We start from the raw sequence: 18,515 nt of genomic DNA, 5'->3' as shown, positions 1-18,515 counted from the left end.
GCCGGAAAACGCGAACGTCGTTTTCCGGCAGCAGCACTCTTACAGGATTTCCAGCAGCTCTACTTCAAATACCAGCGTGCTGAACGGTGGGATTGAAGCACCTGCGCCACGCTCGCCATACGCCAGATTCTGTGGAATAACCAGTTCCCATTTAGAACCAACCGGCATCAGCGTCAGCGCTTCGATCCAGCCTGGGATCACGCCGCTAACCGGAAACTCAGCCGGCTCGCCACGGGCCACGGAGCTGTCAAAGACGGTGCCGTCGATCAGCTTACCGGTGTAGTGAACGCGTACGCGATCCTGGCGAGATGGGATTGCGCCTTCGCCCTGAGTCATCACGCTGAACTGCAGACCAGACTCGGTGCTGCTCACGCCTTCACGCTGGCTGTTCTCTTCAAGGAATTTCTGGCCTTCAACGGCCATCGCTTGCTGACGCTCGCGGCGAACGGCATCGGCACGCTCATGCACTTCACGCAATGCACGGTGAACCACATCCACCGGTACCGCCGGCGCATTCCCTTCCAGCGCATCGCGCAAACCCGCCAGCAGCGCTTCTGGCTGCAGACCCTGTAGCCCGGATTCCAGCAGCTGCTGGCCGACCTGTAAACCGATACCGTAACTTGCCTGCGCTTCTACGCCGTCAAAAGAAGGGGTTGTCATGGATTTTCCTTTCATCATTGATAAAACCGAGGACGAAGCATAACAGCGCAGGCAACGGGCGTAAAACGCCATCTTCTTCAGGTGACTTTTCCTGCGCAAAAGGAAACAATACGCCTGTCCCATTAACGGACTAAACTCCGTCCGGACAACGCGTTATCAGCTATATTTTAATCGAGGTGAACATGGGGCATATTGCCCGCAGACGAAAGAAAAAGCCGCATCCACTGCGTGGCCTGTTTCAGCGGTTTTTACTGGTGCGAAGAATGCACAAGGAGGACGATGCCATGCCTGAAGCATCTTCAACAGCACGTTTATGGTTTAACAAGCTTTGGCACCTGACGGATTCAGCCCGCTGGATGGATCCCCTTCCCCTTTTTCATCGCCGTGGCATCGTTGTTGCCGCCATTGTGGTGTTACTGGCTTTTCTGTGGCCATCGCCCACGCCGCAGCAGCCGCAGCGCCCGATAACCTATCATTCAGGCGAAACCGACGTCCCGATTCAGGCTGAGCTGAGCGGACAGCAGCCGGATAGTAACGAGCAGCAGCAAACCGCTGCAACAGCCGATTCTCAGGGACAATGGCACGATTACCAAATCGCTGCGGGTCAGACGCTGGCGCAATTATTCCGCGATCATAATTTACCGGTAAATGATGTGTTTGCGATGGCCCGGGTTGAAGGCACAACCAAGCCATTGAGTAATCTGCAAACCGGCCAGCGGGTCAGGATTCGACTAAATGCACAGGGCGTGGTGACGGGTCTTACGGTGGAGGTCGATGAGGGACAGGTACTCTTTACGCGCCAGCCAGATGGCACCTTTCTCCAGGCACAGTAAACAAAAACGCCGGCACAAGGCCGGCGTTTTTATGCGGAACCGAAGCGATTAAGCTTCAGAAACCACGTTTACAGTCAGTTTAGCGAAGACTTCGCTGTGAACCTGGAAGTCCACTTCGTGCTCACCGGTGGTGCGCAGAACGCCGTTCGGCAGACGAACTTCGCTCTTAGCCACGTCAACGCCAGCTGCAGTTACAGCGTCAGCGATGTCGCGGGTACCGATGGAACCGAACAGTTTACCTTCGTCGCCTGCTTTAGACGCGATGGTAACGGTGCCCAGTGCAGAGATTTTCTCAGCGCGTGCGTTAGCCGCAGACAGAACGTCAGCCAGTTTGGCTTCCAGTTCTGCACGACGTGCTTCGAAGAACTCAACGTTTTTCTTGGTAGCAGGAACAGCTTTGCCCTGTGGTACCAGGAAGTTACGAGCGTAGCCCGCTTTAACGTTAACCTGATCACCCAGGCTGCCCAGGTTTGCTACTTTATCAAGCAGAATAACTTGCATTACCTTATCCTCTTTAAGTCGTTAATGGACAGCAGCCGATTACTGATGACGATCAGTGTACGGCAGCAGAGAAAGGTAACGCGCGCGCTTGATAGCACGAGCCAGCTGACGCTGGTATTTAGCGCGAGTACCAGTGATACGGCTTGGTACAATCTTACCGCTTTCAGTGATGTAGTTTTTCAGCGTTGCGATATCTTTATAATCGATCTCTTGAACGCCTTCCGCGGTGAAACGGCAGAACTTGCGACGACGGAAATAACGTGCCATTAGGCTAGTCTCCAGAATCTATCAATTCAATCTGCTCGGCATGCAACACCGTCTTATTCAGCCCATTGCGCCCTTGATGGCTGCTAATGAAACCTGAAACGGTGAGAGGCGTGCCGACCGTTATACTTTGAGTAATGGCCTGATGGGCTTTGCCGCTGATAATCACCGGCATCCGACACCAGGCTTGCCGGGTAAAACCGGCTTCCACCTGCGTAGATCGGTGCTCAAGCACAAACTGGCAGTGTGGAATACCTGACGGGCTGACTTTACGCATCGGCGTCTTGCACACGGTGCCAGACAGCGTCAGCCGATTAGCCGTCACGGTCAATTACTCTTCAGAATCCCCAGCATCTGCTTCATCAGAGGTTTCGTTAGCAAAATCTTCACGACGCTCACGGCGCTCGTCTTTCGCTTTAACCATCGGAGAAGCTTCAGTTACCGCGTGCTTAACGCGCATAACCATGCTGCGGATAACGGCGTCGTTGAAGCGGAAGTTAGTTTCCAGCTCATCGATCGCTTCCTGCGGAGCTTCAACGTTCAGCAGAACGTAGTGCGCTTTGTGCAGTTTATTGATCGGGTAAGCCAGCTGACGACGGCCCCAGTCTTCCAGGCGGTGGATCGTACCTTCTGCACCAGTGATGGTGGCAGAGTAACGTTCGATCATGCCAGGAACCTGTTCGCTTTGGTCAGGGTGAACCATAAAAACGATTTCGTAATGACGCATCGAATTTGCTCCTTACGGATTATTCAGCCTCCTGTCAGGGTCAACCGCGGCCCATGGAAGCAAGGAACGTGTTTGTGTGCGGCTGAAAAATTGACGCGTAATCATACTACGGCGTGCGGGAAACTCAAGGTAAAGTCATCGTGGGGTGTAAATTATTTGTCAACGATCGCTGCGCACGGGCAGAGAGGCCTGGTTAAGTCCCTCAGAACACTCGGTTAGTGCAATAAACGTTCAGACAGGCGAAAATAATGAGCAAGAATTACTAATACACTTTACGCCGGACGGGGCTAAACTATACACGTTGCCTGTAATAAGACCCTGACGTTCGCGTCAGAAGCATGCCCTGATTGTGGAGTTGAATCATGAAAACCATCGCAATCGCCACCTTACTCGGAATCGTACTTTCCACATCCGCCCTTGCCAGCACAACTGGCTGCGCGCAGCAGGTGAAAAGCTCCACCAGCAAAGCGGCGAACAGTTACGTCTACATTAACCGTATCGCTTCACCTATAGACGGTACCGCCTTTATAGAACCCAGCATCGCCGCAGAAAAACTGGCGACGCAGCTGTAGGGACTTCGTACACCTATGCGGCAAGCAAGGGGCTAAGCGCCTCAGGCTCCCGCGCTATAAGTGATGTTTAAAGAAAGCTGCCACAGCGTTAAGCGCTGGCGGCGTGATGCGATGCCCGATGCCTTTCTCCGTTAAAAACGTCAGTCTGGCATCGAGTTTCGCTTCTCTCATCGCCTTCTCCAGCCGAAAGCTTTCTGCTGCCGGCACGACGTCATCCGCTTCCCCGTGCCAGACCAGCAGCGGTCTGTCCGCCAGCTTTTCCAGCTGTTCACTGACGTCATATTCCGCCAGCGGAGCCATTCTCCCGGCAAAGATCTGCTGCTGCTCCGGCGTTTTAGCCATCAGCGGCGGGAAAAGCGTATGCGACAGCGACATAAAATAGCCGGAGCCCATCATGCAGGCGACGCTGGCAAGATGCGGATAGCGCGCCATTGCGCCCAGCGCCGTCATACCGCCCATTGATGCACCTGCCACTGCAAAGCGCGCGCCGTCAATCAGCTGTTTTTCGCGCAGCGCCTGTTCCAGGAGAGGAACTTCATCAATATTGCTTTTAAGAATCTCCCAGAAATGCGTGAGGCGAGCGTCGGTGTCACCATCGTAACGCGAACCATGTCGGTCGGCATCGGGCAGGATGACCCGGAAACCCGCCTGAGCCAGTGCAACACCGAAATAGCTGTAAACCTCTTTTGAAGAGGTAAAACCGTGGAAAAAAAGTAGCGTTGGTAAAGGTTCATGCCGTTTTCCTGCGGGAGCGGCGTGAAGGCATTCAATATTGGCAAAAAATTCTGTACTGATTTCAATCATCGCATCTTCCTTATGTCACAGTTAAATCTGGCATTAAATTCAGACAGATAGAACAAAAAACCATAATTTGATTTTAGGCTTTGTTTTGCAAGCCTGCTCACAAAATTATCCGCTAAATATTTTCTCAGCAATGCCGTTAACCGTTTTAACCCCTCTAATAACTACAAGGCTATTTATGAAACACCTGTCATTTCGCCGTTGGAGCCTCGGCGTCAAACTGTCGGTCATTACATCGCTGAGCGTGGCCGCTCTGTTTTTAATCCTGACGCTGGCTTTGACGCATAATGCCTCAAAACAGCTACAAGCATTGACGCTGGAAAATATGGAAAACCAGGTCGATGGCATCGGTGATATGGCCGCGATGTTTAACAGTACGTTAAGCGAAGAAGTGGCGAACTACACCGCGCTGTTCCAGAGCTTTTTGCCTCAGGCGTTTTCCTTAGACAATACACAAAAAATCGCCGTGGGTGCAGAGCAGGCACCTGTTTTGCGTAACGGCTCGAAAACGCTGAACATGGATGAAGCGCTGGTAGATGATTTCCAGCAAAGAACCGGTGCGATCTCCACCATTTTTGTGCGCATGGGGGACGACTTCCTGCGCGTCTCAACATCATTAAGAAAACAGGATGGGCAACGCGCAATCGGTACCCGCCTGGATCGGCAAAGCCCGGCCTGGAAACTGGCGCAGGAAGGTAAAATCTTCCAGGGTGTCAGCATGCTGTTTGGCAAACGCTATATCACCCAATATCAGCCGGTAAAAGACAGCAGCGGCCAGGTGGTGGCAATCCTGTTTGTTGGTGTCGATATTACAAAACAGTACGCATTGATCCGTGAAAAAGTCCTCGCCAAAAAGCTGGGCGACAGCGGACACTTCTCTGTTCTGAGCGACGCTGAAGGCAGCACCCGTGGGCAGTATGTTTTCCATCCTGAGCGTGAAGGTAAACTTCCCGCCTGGCCGGAAGCGCTGGAACAACAGCTGTTAACGCAGCCGCGCGGCACCCTGGAAGTTAAAGATAATCAGGGCGAAACGCAGATTATGACCTGGCATCATCTGCCGGAATGGCATTGGGTGATCCTCGGCGAAGTAAACAAAGCCAGCCTGCTGGCGCCGATCGAACAGACGCGCGATCTGTTCCTGCTGATTGGCTCCGCATTGGTTGTGCTGTTTGCGCTGGGCTTTGTTTTTGTCACCCGTAGCTGGTTGAGTAAGCCGTTACAGCAAGTTATCGAGCTGGCGCAGCACTACTCGGCAGGGAATTTGCAGGCTACGCTGGAGACCCAACGTCATGACGAAGTCGGACAGCTGATTGTGGCGATTAACGGCATTGGCGATGGATTGAACCGCATCGTTTCTCAGGTGCGTGAGTCCGCACAGGATATCAGCGACGGCACCGATGCTATCGCCCTGAGCAGCGAGAACATCAGTGAGCAGATCACGCGTCAGGCCGCCAGTGTGGAAGAGACTTCCGCCAGCATGGAACAGCTGAGCGCTACCGTGGAACAGAACGCCGCTAACGTCTCTCAGGCGCTGACGCTGGTTGGCGAAGCCGCGCAGGCGGTGGGGAAAGGCGGCGAAACGGTTTCGCGTTCGGTTGTCACCATGACCGATATTAAAAGCGCGTCACAGAGCATTGCTGACATTACTCATGTGATTGAGTCAATCGCTTTCCAGACCAATATCCTGGCGCTGAACGCCGCGGTGGAAGCGGCGCGCGCCGGCGAGCACGGAAAAGGCTTCGCGGTCGTAGCGGCCGAAGTTCGTGCCCTGGCGCAGCGCAGCGCCGTGGCGGCAAAAGAGATTGATGGCCTGATTGAGAACTCGCTCAGTAAAGTGGTGCAGGGCCATAACCTTTCTGAGCAGACCCGCCAGTCGATGGAAGATATTGTTGGCCGGATGGAACAGGTGAAAGTGCTGATGAGTGAGATCAATGTGGCGTCGAAAGAACAGGCGGCCGGTATTGGTCAGGTGAATCTGGCAATGAACCATATCGGGCAGGCGACTCACCAGAGCACGGAACTGGTCGCCACGTCCGAACTGACGGCGCAGGAGCTGAGCCGTAAAGGCCATCATCTGACCGAACTGGTGCAGATATTCCGCGTAAAAGCTTAAAGTGGCGGGATAGCTTACACTGTAGGCTATCCCCACTGTTGAGGAGCGGCTATGCGCCGGTTACTGCCTGTTTTGATCGCCCTGCTGCTTGCCAGCTGTGCTCAGTTTAGAACCACGCCTGAACCTCCGCCACCTGCTGGTGCGACGGCCCAGGAGATCACTCGCGCCCAAAGCATGACGCTGACCCGTATTGGCACCGTGAGCGTAACGGAACGCGGCTCGCCGGACGACGCAGAGCGGGCGATTGCCGCTAAAGCTAACGAAGCGGGAGCAAAATGGTATGTTATCCAGCTGGTCAGTGAAACGGTGATGCCGGGTATCTGGTATGCGAAGGCGCTGCTCTATGGCCCGTCAACGTCCACCAGCACGCAGCAGTAGCCGCTCACAAACTTTTTCCGGCAGGGTGCGGCAGCCACGTGGATCCAGCATCTGCCGGCACCATGCGTCGGCAATGCCCGGTTCCAGGTTCGTCATCACCTGAACGCCACAGGCGAGGGTGAACAGCTGTTCCGTCAGCCAGCGGGCCTGACTTTCATGAGGATGGCGCAGCATCAGCTGCAACTGCCGCCAGCCGCGATCAAAGTGCCGATTCTGCCCTTTTACCGCTTCAAATTCTGCCGTCAGTAATTCATTTATGCCGGGCTGCTTCGTCATCACGCGTAGCACGTCCAGGCACATCACGTTGCCCGATCCTTCCCAAATACTGTTCACCGGCATTTCACGGTACAACCTTGGCAGCTCGCTCTCTTCGCAATAGCCGATGCCGCCCAGCACTTCCATCGCTTCCGCAACAAAGCCGATTCCCCGTTTGCAGATGACATATTTAGCCGCTGGGGTAAACAAACGGCTGAACAGCCTGCCTTGGTTGTCATTGCCCATCGACCACGCCCGCGCGAGCCGCATCAGCATCGCCGTTTGCCCTTCCAGCACTAATGCCTGTGAGCAAAGCACCTGCCGCATCAAGGGCTGATCGATAAGATTTAGCCCCAGCACCTGGCGCTGATGGGCGTGATAGAGGGCGATGGAGAACGCCCGACGCATCATCGCATGGCTGCCCAGCGCACAGTCGAAACGCGTGGAGCCGCCCATCTTCAGGATTTGCCTGACGCCCTCACCTTCTTCACCAATCAGCCAGCCCGTCGCGGCAAAAAACTCCGCCTCGCTGCTGGCATTGGAACGGTTGCCCAACTTCTCTTTCAGGCGTTCAAGCCGAACGGTGTTTCTGTCCCCTTCCGGCAGCAGACGCGGCACAAAGAAGCAGGAGAGACCGCCTTTTGTCTGGGCAAGCACCAGGTGAGCATCGCTTTGCGGTACGGAGAAAAACCATTTATGGCCAGTGAGGCGATATATTTCTCCATTCCCGCGCGATGCAACCGGTTCAGCATGCGTGGTATTGCTCAACACATCGGTACCGCCCTGCTTTTCTGTCATGCCCATGCCAATCAGCAAGCCTCGCTTTTGTGCGCCATTTTTCAAATGAGGGTCGTAGCGATCGGAAAGCAGCGGCGGCAGCCAGTCGCGAAAAGCAGCAGGCAAATAGTGTTGCAGCAGCGGGATGGCGCCAAAGGTCATCGTTACCGGGCAGAGCGTGCCGGCCTCGACCTGCGCATGCAGGAGGAATCGGGCCGTACGGGCAACAAATGCGCCGGCTGGCGCGTTTTCCTGCCAGGGCAGATTATGGACGCGGTTGCTGCAAAGCCCCTGCATCAGCAGATGCCAGGCAGGATGAAAGCGAAGCTCGTCCAGCCGCTCGCCGCACGCATCGTAACGCAGCAGCTCGGGCGGAAAGCTGTTAGCCAGCCGTCCCAGCTCAAGCGACTCCGCATTCCCAAGCTGCTGGCCGACAGAGGCTAACAGCTCGCTGTCCCAACCGGCACCTTCGCGCATAACCGCTTCACGCAACGGCGTGTCAGAAAGGAAGAGATTGCTGTTGGTCAGGGGGCGTGGCTGATTAAAAACGGTATGGGTTTTCCCGTCCATTTTGGCATCCTGTTGGCGGTGACACTATCAGTATGCAAAAGAGAGCGGAACAGGCGAGGGAAAGAGCGGAATTTCGGGGCGCAGGTCACGCCCCGAACGATTTATTTACTGCGTTGACGAACCGCTTCAAACAGGCAGACGCCTGTTGCAACCGATACGTTTAGCGAGGAAACGCTGCCCGCCATCGGAATGCTGATCAGTTCATCGCAGTGTTCACGGGTAAGACGGCGCATACCTTCGCCTTCCGCGCCCATCACCAGCGCCATCGGGCCGGTCATTTTACTCTGATAGACGTTGTGATCGGCTTCACCAGCCGTGCCAACGATCCAGACGTTTGCTTCCTGAAGCACACGCATGGTGCGGGCAAGGTTAGTTACGCGGATCAACGGCACGTTTTCTGCTGCTCCGCTGGCAACTTTCTTCGCGGTCGCGTTCAGCTGGGCGGAACGGTCTTTTGGCACGATAACCGCGTGCACGCCTGCTGCATCTGCACTACGCAGGCAGGCACCAAGGTTGTGGGGATCGGTAACACCGTCCAGAATCAGCAGGAAAGGCGAATCCAGGCTGGCGAGCAGATCCGGCAGATCGTTTTCCTGATACTGACGGCCCGGCTTTACGCGCGCCACAATTCCCTGATGGACACCGCCTTCAACCTGGCTGTCGAGCCACTGGCGATTCGCAACCTGGACGACAATCCCCTGAGCTTCAAGCGCTTTGACCACAGGCTGCAGGCGACGGTCGTCGCGGCCTTTAAGGATAAACACTTCCTGAAAGCGCTGAGGGTCGCTGTCGAGCAGCGCCTGCACGGCGTGGAGTCCAAAAACAATTTCACTCATTAATCAGTTACTCAGTAGAAAATTTTTATGCGCGAGGAACATCAGTTCCCTCGCGCAGTTTCCGCAAATCGTCCTGGCGTGGTTTAACCCACATCGCAGGACGCGGCGTTACGCAGTAGTGTCTTTCTTCGCCGCGCGCTTTGAACGGGTAGCGGCGGCGATTTTACGGGTTTTATCCGAAGGTTTTCTCGGTTTTTTTTCTTTTTTCGCGCCGGTGCTGGCGCTTTCAGCCGCGCCTTTGCCGTTACGGAACGCGCTATCTGGTTCAAAGTTCGACCTTTTGCTCTGCTCGCGACGGCGTTTTCCGCTGTGCTGAGGTGCCGCTTTTTTAGCGCGATCGCGTTCGGTTTTGCCTTCGCCACGCGGTTTACGGGCGCTGGAGATCAGGGCAAAATCGATTTTGCGTTCGTCCATATGGACCGCATCAACCCGCACTTCAACCGTATCGCCCAGACGATAAGTCTTACCGCTGGACTCGCCAATCAGGCGCTGACCAATTTGATCGAAGCGGTAGTAATCGTTGTCCAGCGTGGAAACATGCACCAGCCCGTCGATAAACAGATCGGTCAGACGAACGAAGAAGCCAAAACCGGTGACGCTGGAGATTACGCCGGTAAAGGTTTCACCAACCTGATCCTGCATAAAGTCGCACTTCAGCCAGTCGGCAACGTCACGCGTGGCCTCATCGGCACGGCGCTCGGTCATCGAACAGTGCTGACCAAATTGCAGCATCTGCTGTAAATCGTAATGGAAACCACCGGTTGGCGTGGTGTTGCCTTCCAGCGTGCCGTTCTCTTTCGCCAGCAGATACTTGATTGCGCGATGCAGCAGCAGATCGGGATAGCGACGAATCGGCGACGTGAAGTGTGCATACGAAGCCAGCGCCAGGCCAAAGTGGCCACGGTTTTCCGGATCGTAAACGGCCTGCTTCATTGACCGTAACAGCATGGTTTGCAGCATTTCCGCATCCGGGCGAGCAGAAATCTGCGTTAGCAGCTCGGCATAATCCAGTGGATGCGGTTTATTACCGCCGCCAAGCGTCAGCCCCAGCTCGTTCAGTACGGAGCGGAAGCTTTTGATATTTTCTTCGCTGGGGCGATCGTGATCGCGGAACAGCGCCGGTTCGTTGTTCTTCTCAACAAAGCGTGCGGAAGCGATGTTGGCGAGGATCATGCACTCTTCAATCAGTTTGTGCGCATCGTTGCGGGATACCTGCTCCACACGTTCGATACGGCGATCGGCGTTGAAGACAAATTTCGCTTCATCGGTCTCAAAAGAGATGCCGCCGCGCTGTTCACGAGACTTCTCCAGCACCAGATACATGCGGTGCAGCTCTTCCAGATCTTTAACCAGCGGCTGATACTGCTCGCGCAGATCCTGATCGCCTTGCAGAATGCTCCAGACTTTATTGTAAGTCAGGCGTGCCCAGGAATTCATGACCGCTTCGTAGTGCTTGTAACCGGTCAGTTTACCGGTCGCGGAGATGGTCATTTCGCAAACCATACACAGGCGATCGACCTGTGGATTCAGCGAACACAAACCGTTCGACAGCACTTCCGGCAGCATTGGAATAACCTGCGACGGGAAGTAGACTGACGTACCGCGGTTAACCGCTTCGTCATCCAGCGGGGTGCCCGGACGAACGTAATAACTGACGTCGGCAATCGCTACCCACAGGCGCCAGCCGCCGCCACGTTTTCTTTCGCAGAATACCGCGTCATCGAAGTCGCGGGCGTCTTCGCCATCAATGGTCACCAGCGGCAGATCGCGCAGGTCCACACGGCCCAGCTTCGCCTCTTCCGGCACTTCTTCTTTCAGCTTCGCAATCTGACGCTCCAACTCTGGCGGCCAGACGTGTGGGATATCATGGGTGCGCAGCGCCATTTCAACGGCCATGCCGGTGCCCATGTTGTCGCCCAGCACTTCCACGACTTTACCAACGGCTTTGCTGCGGCGCGTAGGACGCTGCATCAGCTCGACGACCACCACAAAGCCCATTCGGGCATTCATCAGCTCTTCCGGCGGGATCAGAATGTCGAAGCTCAGACGGCTGTCGTCCGGCACCACAAAGCCCACGCCCGCTTCGGTGAAGTAGCGGCCAACGATTTGATTGTTACGCGGCTCAAGCACGCGAACTACGCGGGCTTCGCGACGACCTTTGCGATCCGCGCCCATTGCCTGCGCCAGAATCACATCGCCGTGCATGCACATTTTCATCTGCTCGGCAGAGAGGTAGAGATCGTCTTTGCTGCCTTCGATGCGTAAAAAGCCGAAGCCATCACGGTGGCCAATAACTTTGCCTCGCAGCAGGTCCAAACGTTCAGGCAGCGCATAGCACTGACGACGCGTAAAGACCAGCTGACCGTCACGTTCCATGGCGCGCAGGCGGCGGCGCAGCGCTTCAGTCTGCTCTTCGCCAGAAATTGAAAGTTCTGTCGCCAGCTCTTCGCGGCTAGCCGGTTTTTCGCGTTTATCTAAGTGCGCGAGGATAAATTCGCGACTGGGAATGGGGTTCTCATATTTTTCAGCTTCCCGTTCCTTAAAAGGATCTTTTGACATTGCGGTTCCTCCGTTGTCATCAGTTGCGGATTGTTTGTTTAATCTGCAACAATTGGTAGAGCGGATGGTTGTCTTCAACCAGGTCAGCCAGCGTATAGCTATCCAGCACGGCAAGGAAACTCTGTACGGCATCATGCAGCGCCTGTTTCAGGCGACAAGCTGGCGTGATGTGGCAAAAATCACTGTGGCAGTTCACCAGCTGTAGCGGTTCCATATCGCGGACCACCTGCCCGATCACGATCTCCGAAGCAGGTTTTCCCAGCCGGATACCACCGTTTTTGCCGCGTACTGCGGAGACGTAACCTGCCCGACTGAGCTGATTAATGATTTTGACCATATGGTTACGCGATACGCCGTAAGTTTCCGTCACTTCAGTAATGTTGGTCATCTTACCCTGGGGTAAAGCGGCCATAAAAATCAGCGCACGTAAACCGTAATCAGTGAAACTTGTTAGCTGCACAGAGTGACCTCAAAAGCGCGACAGTATTGAAAGCGCCAGTAATCCGCTCAAAAATGAGTGTTATAAATGATGATAAACCAGCCTTCGCATTCGAGGCCATTTTATTTCAGCAAGCGCGGGTTATTGAGAAGCAGAATGGGAAAGCGCAGGGAGAATGAGTAAGGCCGGGCAGTGCCCGGCCTGAATGACGGCTTATGCGTCAAATGGGTCACGCAGGATCATTGTTTCACTGCGATCCGGACCGGTAGAAATGATGTCTACCGGCACGCCCGTTACTTCTTCTACACGCTTGATATAGTTGCGTGCTGCCTGCGGCAGGCCATCCAGCGTTTTCACACCGAACGTTGTTTCAGACCAGCCTGGCATGGTTTCGTAAATCGGCTCAATGCCTTCCCAGCCTTCTGCTGCCAGCGGGGTGGTGGTCACTTCGCGGCCATCAGGCATGCGGTAAGCCACACAGATTTTCACTTCTTTCAGGCCATCCAGCACGTCCAGTTTGGTCATGCAGAAACCGGAAAGGGAGTTGATCTGCACGGCGCGACGAACGGCAACCGCATCCAGCCAGCCGGTACGGCGGCGGCGGCCAGTGGTCGCGCCAAACTCGTTACCCTGCTTGCACAGGAACTCGCCGGTCTCGTCGAACAGTTCGGTCGGGAACGGACCTGCGCCCACGCGAGTAGAGTAAGCCTTTACGATACCCAGCACGTAATCGACATAGCGTGGACCAATGCCTGAACCTGTCGCCACACCACCAGCGGTAGTGTTAGACGAGGTGACATACGGATACGTTCCGTGGTCGATATCCAGCAGCGTACCCTGGGCGCCTTCGAACATGATCAGATCGCCACGTTGACGCGCGCCGTCCAGCAGTTCAGAAACGTCCACAACCATACCGGTCAGGATATCGGCAACCGCCATCATATCGCTGAGCACTTTGTCATAGTCGACAGCTTCTACTTTGTAGTAGTTCACCAGGGTGAAGTTATGGTATTCCATCACTTCTTTCAGCTTGGCCGCGAAGGTTTCTTTGTTGAACAGATCGCCAACACGCAGGCCGCGACGAGCAACCTTGTCTTCGTAAGCCGGGCCAATCCCGCGACCGGTAGTTCCGATAGCTTTCGCGCCGCGCGCTTTCTCGCGTGCCACGTCCAGTGCTACGTGGTACTCGAGAATCAGCGGACAGGCTTCAGAAATAAACAGGCGTTCGCGTACAGGGAAGCCGCGATCTTCCAGACCTTTCATCTCTTTCATCAGTGCGGCCGGAGAGAGCACAACACCGTTGCCGATGATGCTGGTCACGTTTTCACGCAGGATGCCAGAGGGAATTAAGTGGAGGACGGTTTTTTCACCGTTGATGACTAGCGTATGGCCAGCGTTATGACCACCCTGGTAACGTACAACATATTTTGCACGCTCAGTTAGCAGATCAACAATCTTACCTTTACCTTCGTCACCCCATTGGGTGCCCAGTACGACGACGTTCTTACCCATTTCTCAAAATCACCGATTGCTTAAAAATGGATTCTACCACCGTAAAAACCGTCTTTCAGCTCTTTTAGCATACGATTGCGTACTTTTTTGCCGAACGTGCTGTGGGGCGTCGAACGGCGCATTTCCTGCCCGTTAGCCGCCGCTTCTGGCACTCACCATATAGTAAATAACGACGCCTGCAACCACCAGCCCGCCGCCAAAGCGACGCAGGAGCGTGTCCGGTAACTGCGCCATTGAGAGGATCATACGTCGCCAGATACGCGGCAGCAGTACCGGTCCCAGTCCTTCCAAAATCAGCACCAGTGCCAGTGCCATCCAAATAGTTGCATTCATAACGCGATGAAAGATCCTGATAAAAGAGCCGTAGTATGCCACGACCTGCCAGTGATGGCATATCGGATCGTCGTGCGAACGCTAACGGGAAAAGAAAAACTCAGGAGGTGCACAGGCCAGACAGGGATTGGTTTTGCCTGTCGGAGGGGAAGTCAAACCGGGAGCTTTCGCTCCCGGTTAAGACAGCATGATTAACGCGTGACTTTAGAAGGTGACTGCATGAAGCGGAAGAAATCGCTATCCGGACTCAGTACCATCACATCCTGACTGCTGTTGAAGCTGTTATCGTAAGCACGCAGGCTGCGGATAAAGGCATAGAAATCAGGATCCTGACTGAAAGCATCGGCAAACAGCTTAGCGGCTTCGGCATCCCCTTCACCACGGGTCATTAAAGCAGTACGCTGCGCTTCGGCCAGAGTGCGCGTCACCTCATAATCGGCACCAGCACGCAGTTTTTCCGCTTCTTCCTGACCCTGTGAACGCTGGCTGCGGGCTACGGCTTCACGCTCTGCACGCATACGGTTGTAGATCGCGTCCGACACTTCTGTCGGCAGGTTGATCTGTTTAATCCGCACATCCACCACCTGGATCCCCAACGCCGCCATGCTGTTAGGGTTGACCGACGGCTCTTTGCTGCTGGTTTCCCGTTCAACGCGTGCCGCTGCGGAAGCAATCGCATCATCCGCTGCTGGTGTGGCAATTTCATCGTCCTGACCTGCGCTACCGGTGTTCAGCGCATCACGCACATCGGTAGTCAAACGGCCGCGAGAATCGGTAACGATGTCCTTCACGTCCAGACGACCGATTTCAGAACGTAAACGGTCACTGAATTTACGTTTCAGCAGCACTTCCGCCTGTGAAACGTCGCCGCCGCCCGTCGCCAGATAGTAACGACTGAAGTCGCTGATACGCCACTTGATGTAGGAGTCAACGATCAGATCTTTCTTCTCTTTAGTGACAAAGCGATCGGCCTGGTTGTCCATGGTCTGAATGCGTGCATCCAGTGACTTAACGGATTCCAGGAATGGCACCTTGAAATGTAAGCCCGGCGCATAAACCAGCGGTTTATTTTCATCGTCGCGCAGAACCTTACCAAAGCGCATCACGATGCCGCGCTGCCCTTCCTGCACCACGAACAGTGACGCGTACAGCACCACCAGCACAACAATCAATACAACGATTAATGGCTTACGCATCTTACTGTCTCCCTTCGCGCTGGGTGTCGTTGCGTTGAGCATTTTCCCGACGCTGATCCATAATGTTGTCCGGGCTGAACGACGAGCTGCCAGCGCGATCGTTGCTGCCTGAGGCTGGCGGCAAACGAAGCAGGCTGTTACTGCTGCTGTCCTGAGTTGCACCAGAAGGCGCAGCACCCTGTCCCCGCATCAGCTGGTCCAGCGGCAGAACCATCAGGTTATTGCCCTTGTCGTTAACCAGTACTTTACGAGTATGGCTAAGTACCCGCTCCATGGTTTCGATATAGAGGCGTTCACGCGTGATTTCCGGCGCCGCTTTATATTCCGGCAGGATTTTAGCAAAGCGAGCAACCTCACCCTGTGCTTCAAGCACGGTGCGGGTTTTATAAGCGCGCGCTTCTTCTAAAATACGCTGCGCCTGTCCGTTCGCGCGTGGCTGAACTTCATTCGCATAGGCTTCTGCTTCACGCACGTACTGCTCGCGATTTTCGCGGGCGGCAATCGCATCATCGAACGACGCTTTTACCTCTTCCGGTGGACGAGCCGCCTGGAAGTTGACGTCAAGCAGCGTAATGCCCATATCGTACGGACGAATAGTCTCTTCCAGCTCGCGCTGGGTATCGCTACGCACAACGGTACGCCCCTCGGTCAGGATGCGATCCATTGTTGAGCGACCAATTACGCCGCGCAAAGCGCTGTCTGTTGCCTGACGCAGGCTGTCATCAGCACTGGTTACGGCAAACAGATAACGTTCTGGATTGGTGACGCGGTACTGAACGTTCATTTCAACGCGCACCACGTTTTCGTCAGAAGTCAGCATCGTACCGGAAGCCGCCAGTTCGCGAACCGCTTCAACGTTAACAGCACGCACCTGATCGATAAACGTCGGTTTCCAGTTCAGGCCCGGCTCCACCAAATGGCTAAACTTGCCAAAGCGCGTCACCACGCCTCGCTCGGCTTCTTTGATGGTATAGAAACCACTGCCCGCCCAGATAACGACCGCTGCAACCACGACAATCCCAACCAGTCGGCTGCCGCGACCCGGTGCCGGCTGACCGTTGCCACCGTCGTTTTTACCGCCGCCCAGGCCACCCAGCTTTTTGCTCAGTTTGCGAAAAATATCATCCAAATCAGGAGGCCCTTTATCACGTCCTCCCTTATTACCCCCAGAGTTGCCGCCTTGATTATTGCTGCTTCCCCACGGGTCGCGGTCCTGTCCGTTCTTCCCGGGCTGATTCCACGCCATGTTTATACTCCATTAATTGTGTGTGCGGTGTTATCCCAGGGCCGGGATACGCGTGTCGGGCGTTAAACAATGTAATCCACCAGCGACGGTTCCTGTTTGCACAGGCGCCGCCAGTCGACAATTGGCATGCGCACCTGTAATCCCACGCTGCCATCGTCTTCATTCCACTCTTTTTCAATTGCCTGTAACTGGTAAAAGCGACTGCGCAGCCGTCCTGCTTCAGGCGGCAGACGTAATTCATACTGGGCTATTTCACCCGCCAGACGTTCGGTCAGCGCCTGGAAAAGCAGCGCAATGCCTTCGCCCGTTTGTGCGGAGAGCCAAACACGAACAGGCATATTTTCTTCATCACGATCGATCCTGGGAACGAAATCCTCCAGCATGTCGATCTTATTCATTATTTGCAGCGTTGGGATTTCATCAGATTCAATTTCTTCCAGAACCTCTTCCACCGCTTCAATATTTTCATCCACGCGTAAATCAGCGGCATCAATCACATGCAGCAACAGCGCGGCCTGCCGGGTTTCCTGTAGCGTCGCCTTGAACGCGGCAACCAGGTCATGCGGCAGGTGACGGATAAAACCAACCGTGTCTGCCAGCACCACTTCCCCGACATCCGCTACGTCAATGCGGCGTAAGGTCGGGTCGAGGGTGGCGAAAAGCTGGTTAGCGACGTAGACCTCAGCATCGGTAATCCGATTAAACAGCGTCGATTTACCGGCGTTGGTATAGCCAACCAGTGAAACGGTCGGTACGTCAGCTTTGTTACGCGCCTGCCTGCCCTGATCGCGCTGTTTCTCAACGCGCTCAAGACGGGAAAGGATCAGCGTGATGCGATTACGCAACAAGCGACGGTCAGTTTCCAGCTGGGTTTCACCCGGCCCGCGCAGACCGATACCGCCTTTCTGGCGTTCAAGGTGCGTCCAGCCGCGAACCAGGCGCGTGGCGAGATGGCGAAGCTGGGCCAACTCCACCTGTAATTTACCTTCATGGGTACGTGCGCGCTGGGCAAAGATATCCAGGATCAGTCCGGTACGGTCGATAACACGACACTGGCAGAGCGCTTCAAGGTTACGCTCCTGCGCCGGACTTAAAGCATGATCGAACAGCACCACGGAAGCGCCGCTGTCTTTCACCGCTTCGGCAATTTCAATGGCTTTCCCTTCACCGACAAAGTATTTAGGATGTGGCGCTTTGCGGCTGCCTGTAACAACACGCAGCGCTTCAACACCTGCGGAAGAGACGAGAGTTTCAAACTCCTGCAAATCTTCCATATCCCTGTCTTGGGAAAAATAGATGTGTACCAGTACGGCCTGCTCACCGGCATCATAACGGTCAAACAAACTAAAACCTCTCAGAACCTTGTTAAACCTGCTTTACGATGGCCATACTGCGTCAAAATCAGATGCAAAATGCACATTAACGTCATAGAAAAGGCGTATTTTTTATCTGTATTCCGGCGTCTGGCGACGGTTTGGAACAGATAAAGATGTCATTGCCAGGACGGGGCCTGAAGAATCAGGTATACCCGCCCTGAGAGCAGTGATTACTCTGTGTCTTCACTCTCTTGCTGAGGCTGACCAGCGGCCCCCTGATTGCTGCCACCATGATGATAGTTGCTGCTTCCGCCACCCGTGTTATTGCTATGATGGGAGACCGGACGGGACGGAACAACGGTAGAGATAGCGTGCTTATAAACCATCTGGCTGACCGTGTTTTTCAATAAAATAACAAACTGGTCAAATGATTCGATTTGACCTTGCAGTTTAATACCATTAACCAAATAAATCGAAACCGGAACACGTTCGCGACGCAGTGCGTTTAAGAACGGATCTTGCAATGATTGCCCCTTAGCCATTCTATCTTTTCCTTATATGCTTGTTGTTTACTACTTAAGAACCCCTAAGGACTCTGAAATACTGCGTAAAAATTTGCGCACGATT

Annotated in this window: 20 protein-coding genes; 4 read left to right on the top strand and 16 right to left on the bottom strand. The window is 54.6% G+C overall.

Going from position 1 to position 18,515, the window contains the following annotated elements; genetic code table 11:
* Nucleotides 1-39: 39 nt before the first annotated feature.
* The gene (gene fklB / locus AAGQ96_RS02175) at nucleotides 40-660 is read right to left on the bottom strand and encodes an FKBP-type peptidyl-prolyl cis-trans isomerase (RefSeq protein WP_147194540.1); all 621 of its coding nucleotides are present in this window, start codon (nucleotides 658-660) and stop codon (nucleotides 40-42) included.
* 284 nt (nucleotides 661-944) lie between these two features.
* On the opposite strand from fklB, the gene AAGQ96_RS02170 reads away from it, so the two are divergent.
* Nucleotides 945-1,493 (top strand): LysM-like peptidoglycan-binding domain-containing protein, encoded by a 549-nt coding sequence (locus AAGQ96_RS02170; protein WP_168199582.1) that lies wholly within the window; start codon nucleotides 945-947, stop codon nucleotides 1,491-1,493.
* 48 nt (nucleotides 1,494-1,541) lie between these two features.
* Here the strand turns inward: AAGQ96_RS02170 and rplI are convergent, their stop codons facing one another.
* Genes rplI through rpsF form a run of 4 tightly spaced genes read right to left on the bottom strand, consistent with a single transcriptional unit; the run spans nucleotide 1,542 to nucleotide 2,985 of the window.
* Entirely contained in the window at nucleotides 1,542-1,994 is a 453-nt protein-coding gene (gene rplI / locus AAGQ96_RS02165) for a 50S ribosomal protein L9 (RefSeq protein WP_147194534.1), read from the bottom strand.
* Between the two features lie 39 nt (nucleotides 1,995-2,033).
* A complete protein-coding gene (gene rpsR / locus AAGQ96_RS02160) occupies nucleotides 2,034-2,261 on the bottom strand; it encodes a 30S ribosomal protein S18 (protein WP_000135199.1) in 228 nt (75 codons plus the stop codon).
* A 4-nt stretch (nucleotides 2,262-2,265) separates the two neighbouring features.
* A complete protein-coding gene (gene priB / locus AAGQ96_RS02155; protein WP_147194531.1) occupies nucleotides 2,266-2,583 on the bottom strand; it encodes a primosomal replication protein N in 318 nt (105 codons plus the stop codon).
* Between the two features lie 6 nt (nucleotides 2,584-2,589).
* Nucleotides 2,590-2,985: a 30S ribosomal protein S6 gene (rpsF, locus tag AAGQ96_RS02150; RefSeq protein ID WP_125290324.1), complete on the bottom strand. Its 396-nt coding sequence runs from the start codon at nucleotides 2,983-2,985 to the stop codon at nucleotides 2,590-2,592.
* A 362-nt stretch (nucleotides 2,986-3,347) separates the two neighbouring features.
* Here rpsF and AAGQ96_RS02145 point away from each other — a divergent pair, with 362 nt between their 5' ends.
* Entirely contained in the window at nucleotides 3,348-3,557 is a 210-nt protein-coding gene (locus tag AAGQ96_RS02145; protein ID WP_147194528.1) for a hypothetical protein, read from the top strand.
* A gap of 54 nt (nucleotides 3,558-3,611) precedes the next feature.
* Here the strand turns inward: AAGQ96_RS02145 and yjfP are convergent, their stop codons facing one another.
* A complete protein-coding gene (yjfP, locus tag AAGQ96_RS02140; protein WP_342754709.1) occupies nucleotides 3,612-4,361 on the bottom strand; it encodes an esterase in 750 nt (249 codons plus the stop codon).
* A 175-nt stretch (nucleotides 4,362-4,536) separates the two neighbouring features.
* On the opposite strand from yjfP, the gene AAGQ96_RS02135 reads away from it, so the two are divergent.
* Both AAGQ96_RS02135 and bsmA read left to right on the top strand, forming a co-directional pair.
* The gene (locus tag AAGQ96_RS02135) at nucleotides 4,537-6,471 is read left to right on the top strand and encodes a Cache 3/Cache 2 fusion domain-containing protein (protein WP_342754708.1); all 1,935 of its coding nucleotides are present in this window, start codon (nucleotides 4,537-4,539) and stop codon (nucleotides 6,469-6,471) included.
* A 51-nt stretch (nucleotides 6,472-6,522) separates the two neighbouring features.
* The gene (bsmA, locus tag AAGQ96_RS02130; RefSeq protein WP_342754707.1) at nucleotides 6,523-6,849 is read left to right on the top strand and encodes a biofilm peroxide resistance protein BsmA; all 327 of its coding nucleotides are present in this window, start codon (nucleotides 6,523-6,525) and stop codon (nucleotides 6,847-6,849) included.
* Here bsmA and AAGQ96_RS02125 read toward each other — a convergent pair.
* The 10 genes from AAGQ96_RS02125 to hfq form a co-directional block, all read right to left on the bottom strand.
* Complete coding sequence (locus AAGQ96_RS02125; protein ID WP_342754706.1) at nucleotides 6,823-8,451, bottom strand: isovaleryl-CoA dehydrogenase; 1,629 nt, start codon at nucleotides 8,449-8,451, stop codon at nucleotides 6,823-6,825. The two genes, bsmA and AAGQ96_RS02125, sit on opposite strands and share 27 nt — an antisense overlap.
* A 101-nt stretch (nucleotides 8,452-8,552) precedes the next feature.
* A complete protein-coding gene (rlmB, locus tag AAGQ96_RS02120; RefSeq protein ID WP_147194514.1) occupies nucleotides 8,553-9,287 on the bottom strand; it encodes a 23S rRNA (guanosine(2251)-2'-O)-methyltransferase RlmB in 735 nt (244 codons plus the stop codon).
* A gap of 108 nt (nucleotides 9,288-9,395) precedes the next feature.
* Nucleotides 9,396-11,846 carry a ribonuclease R gene (rnr, locus tag AAGQ96_RS02115; RefSeq protein WP_342754705.1) on the bottom strand — a complete coding sequence of 817 codons (2,451 nt, stop codon included), beginning with the start codon at nucleotides 11,844-11,846 and terminating at the stop codon, nucleotides 9,396-9,398.
* A 19-nt stretch (nucleotides 11,847-11,865) separates the two neighbouring features.
* Nucleotides 11,866-12,306: a nitric oxide-sensing transcriptional repressor NsrR gene (gene nsrR / locus AAGQ96_RS02110; protein WP_147194508.1), complete on the bottom strand. Its 441-nt coding sequence runs from the start codon at nucleotides 12,304-12,306 to the stop codon at nucleotides 11,866-11,868.
* A 192-nt stretch (nucleotides 12,307-12,498) separates the two neighbouring features.
* On the bottom strand, nucleotides 12,499-13,797 hold the full coding sequence (locus tag AAGQ96_RS02105; RefSeq protein WP_147194503.1) for an adenylosuccinate synthase: 1,299 nt from the start codon (nucleotides 13,795-13,797) through the stop codon (nucleotides 12,499-12,501).
* Between the two features lie 132 nt (nucleotides 13,798-13,929).
* Entirely contained in the window at nucleotides 13,930-14,130 is a 201-nt protein-coding gene (locus tag AAGQ96_RS02100; RefSeq protein WP_147194500.1) for a DUF2065 family protein, read from the bottom strand.
* Between the two features lie 191 nt (nucleotides 14,131-14,321).
* Entirely contained in the window at nucleotides 14,322-15,326 is a 1,005-nt protein-coding gene (gene hflC, locus AAGQ96_RS02095; RefSeq protein WP_147194496.1) for a protease modulator HflC, read from the bottom strand.
* Between the two features lies 1 nt (nucleotide 15,327).
* The gene (gene hflK, locus AAGQ96_RS02090; RefSeq protein ID WP_147194493.1) at nucleotides 15,328-16,572 is read right to left on the bottom strand and encodes an FtsH protease activity modulator HflK; all 1,245 of its coding nucleotides are present in this window, start codon (nucleotides 16,570-16,572) and stop codon (nucleotides 15,328-15,330) included.
* Between the two features lie 62 nt (nucleotides 16,573-16,634).
* The gene (gene hflX, locus AAGQ96_RS02085; protein WP_147194490.1) at nucleotides 16,635-17,915 is read right to left on the bottom strand and encodes a ribosome rescue GTPase HflX; all 1,281 of its coding nucleotides are present in this window, start codon (nucleotides 17,913-17,915) and stop codon (nucleotides 16,635-16,637) included.
* Nucleotides 17,916-18,118: 203 nt separating this feature from the next.
* Entirely contained in the window at nucleotides 18,119-18,430 is a 312-nt protein-coding gene (hfq, locus tag AAGQ96_RS02080) for an RNA chaperone Hfq (RefSeq protein ID WP_147194487.1), read from the bottom strand.
* Nucleotides 18,431-18,515 lie beyond the last annotated feature (85 nt).

The organism is Pantoea sp. MBD-2R (genome assembly GCF_039134845.1).
Classification (GTDB): domain Bacteria; phylum Pseudomonadota; class Gammaproteobacteria; order Enterobacterales; family Enterobacteriaceae; genus Erwinia.
Note: the sequence above shows the minus strand (reverse complement) of the source record. Positions and strands in the feature narration are given on the sequence as shown.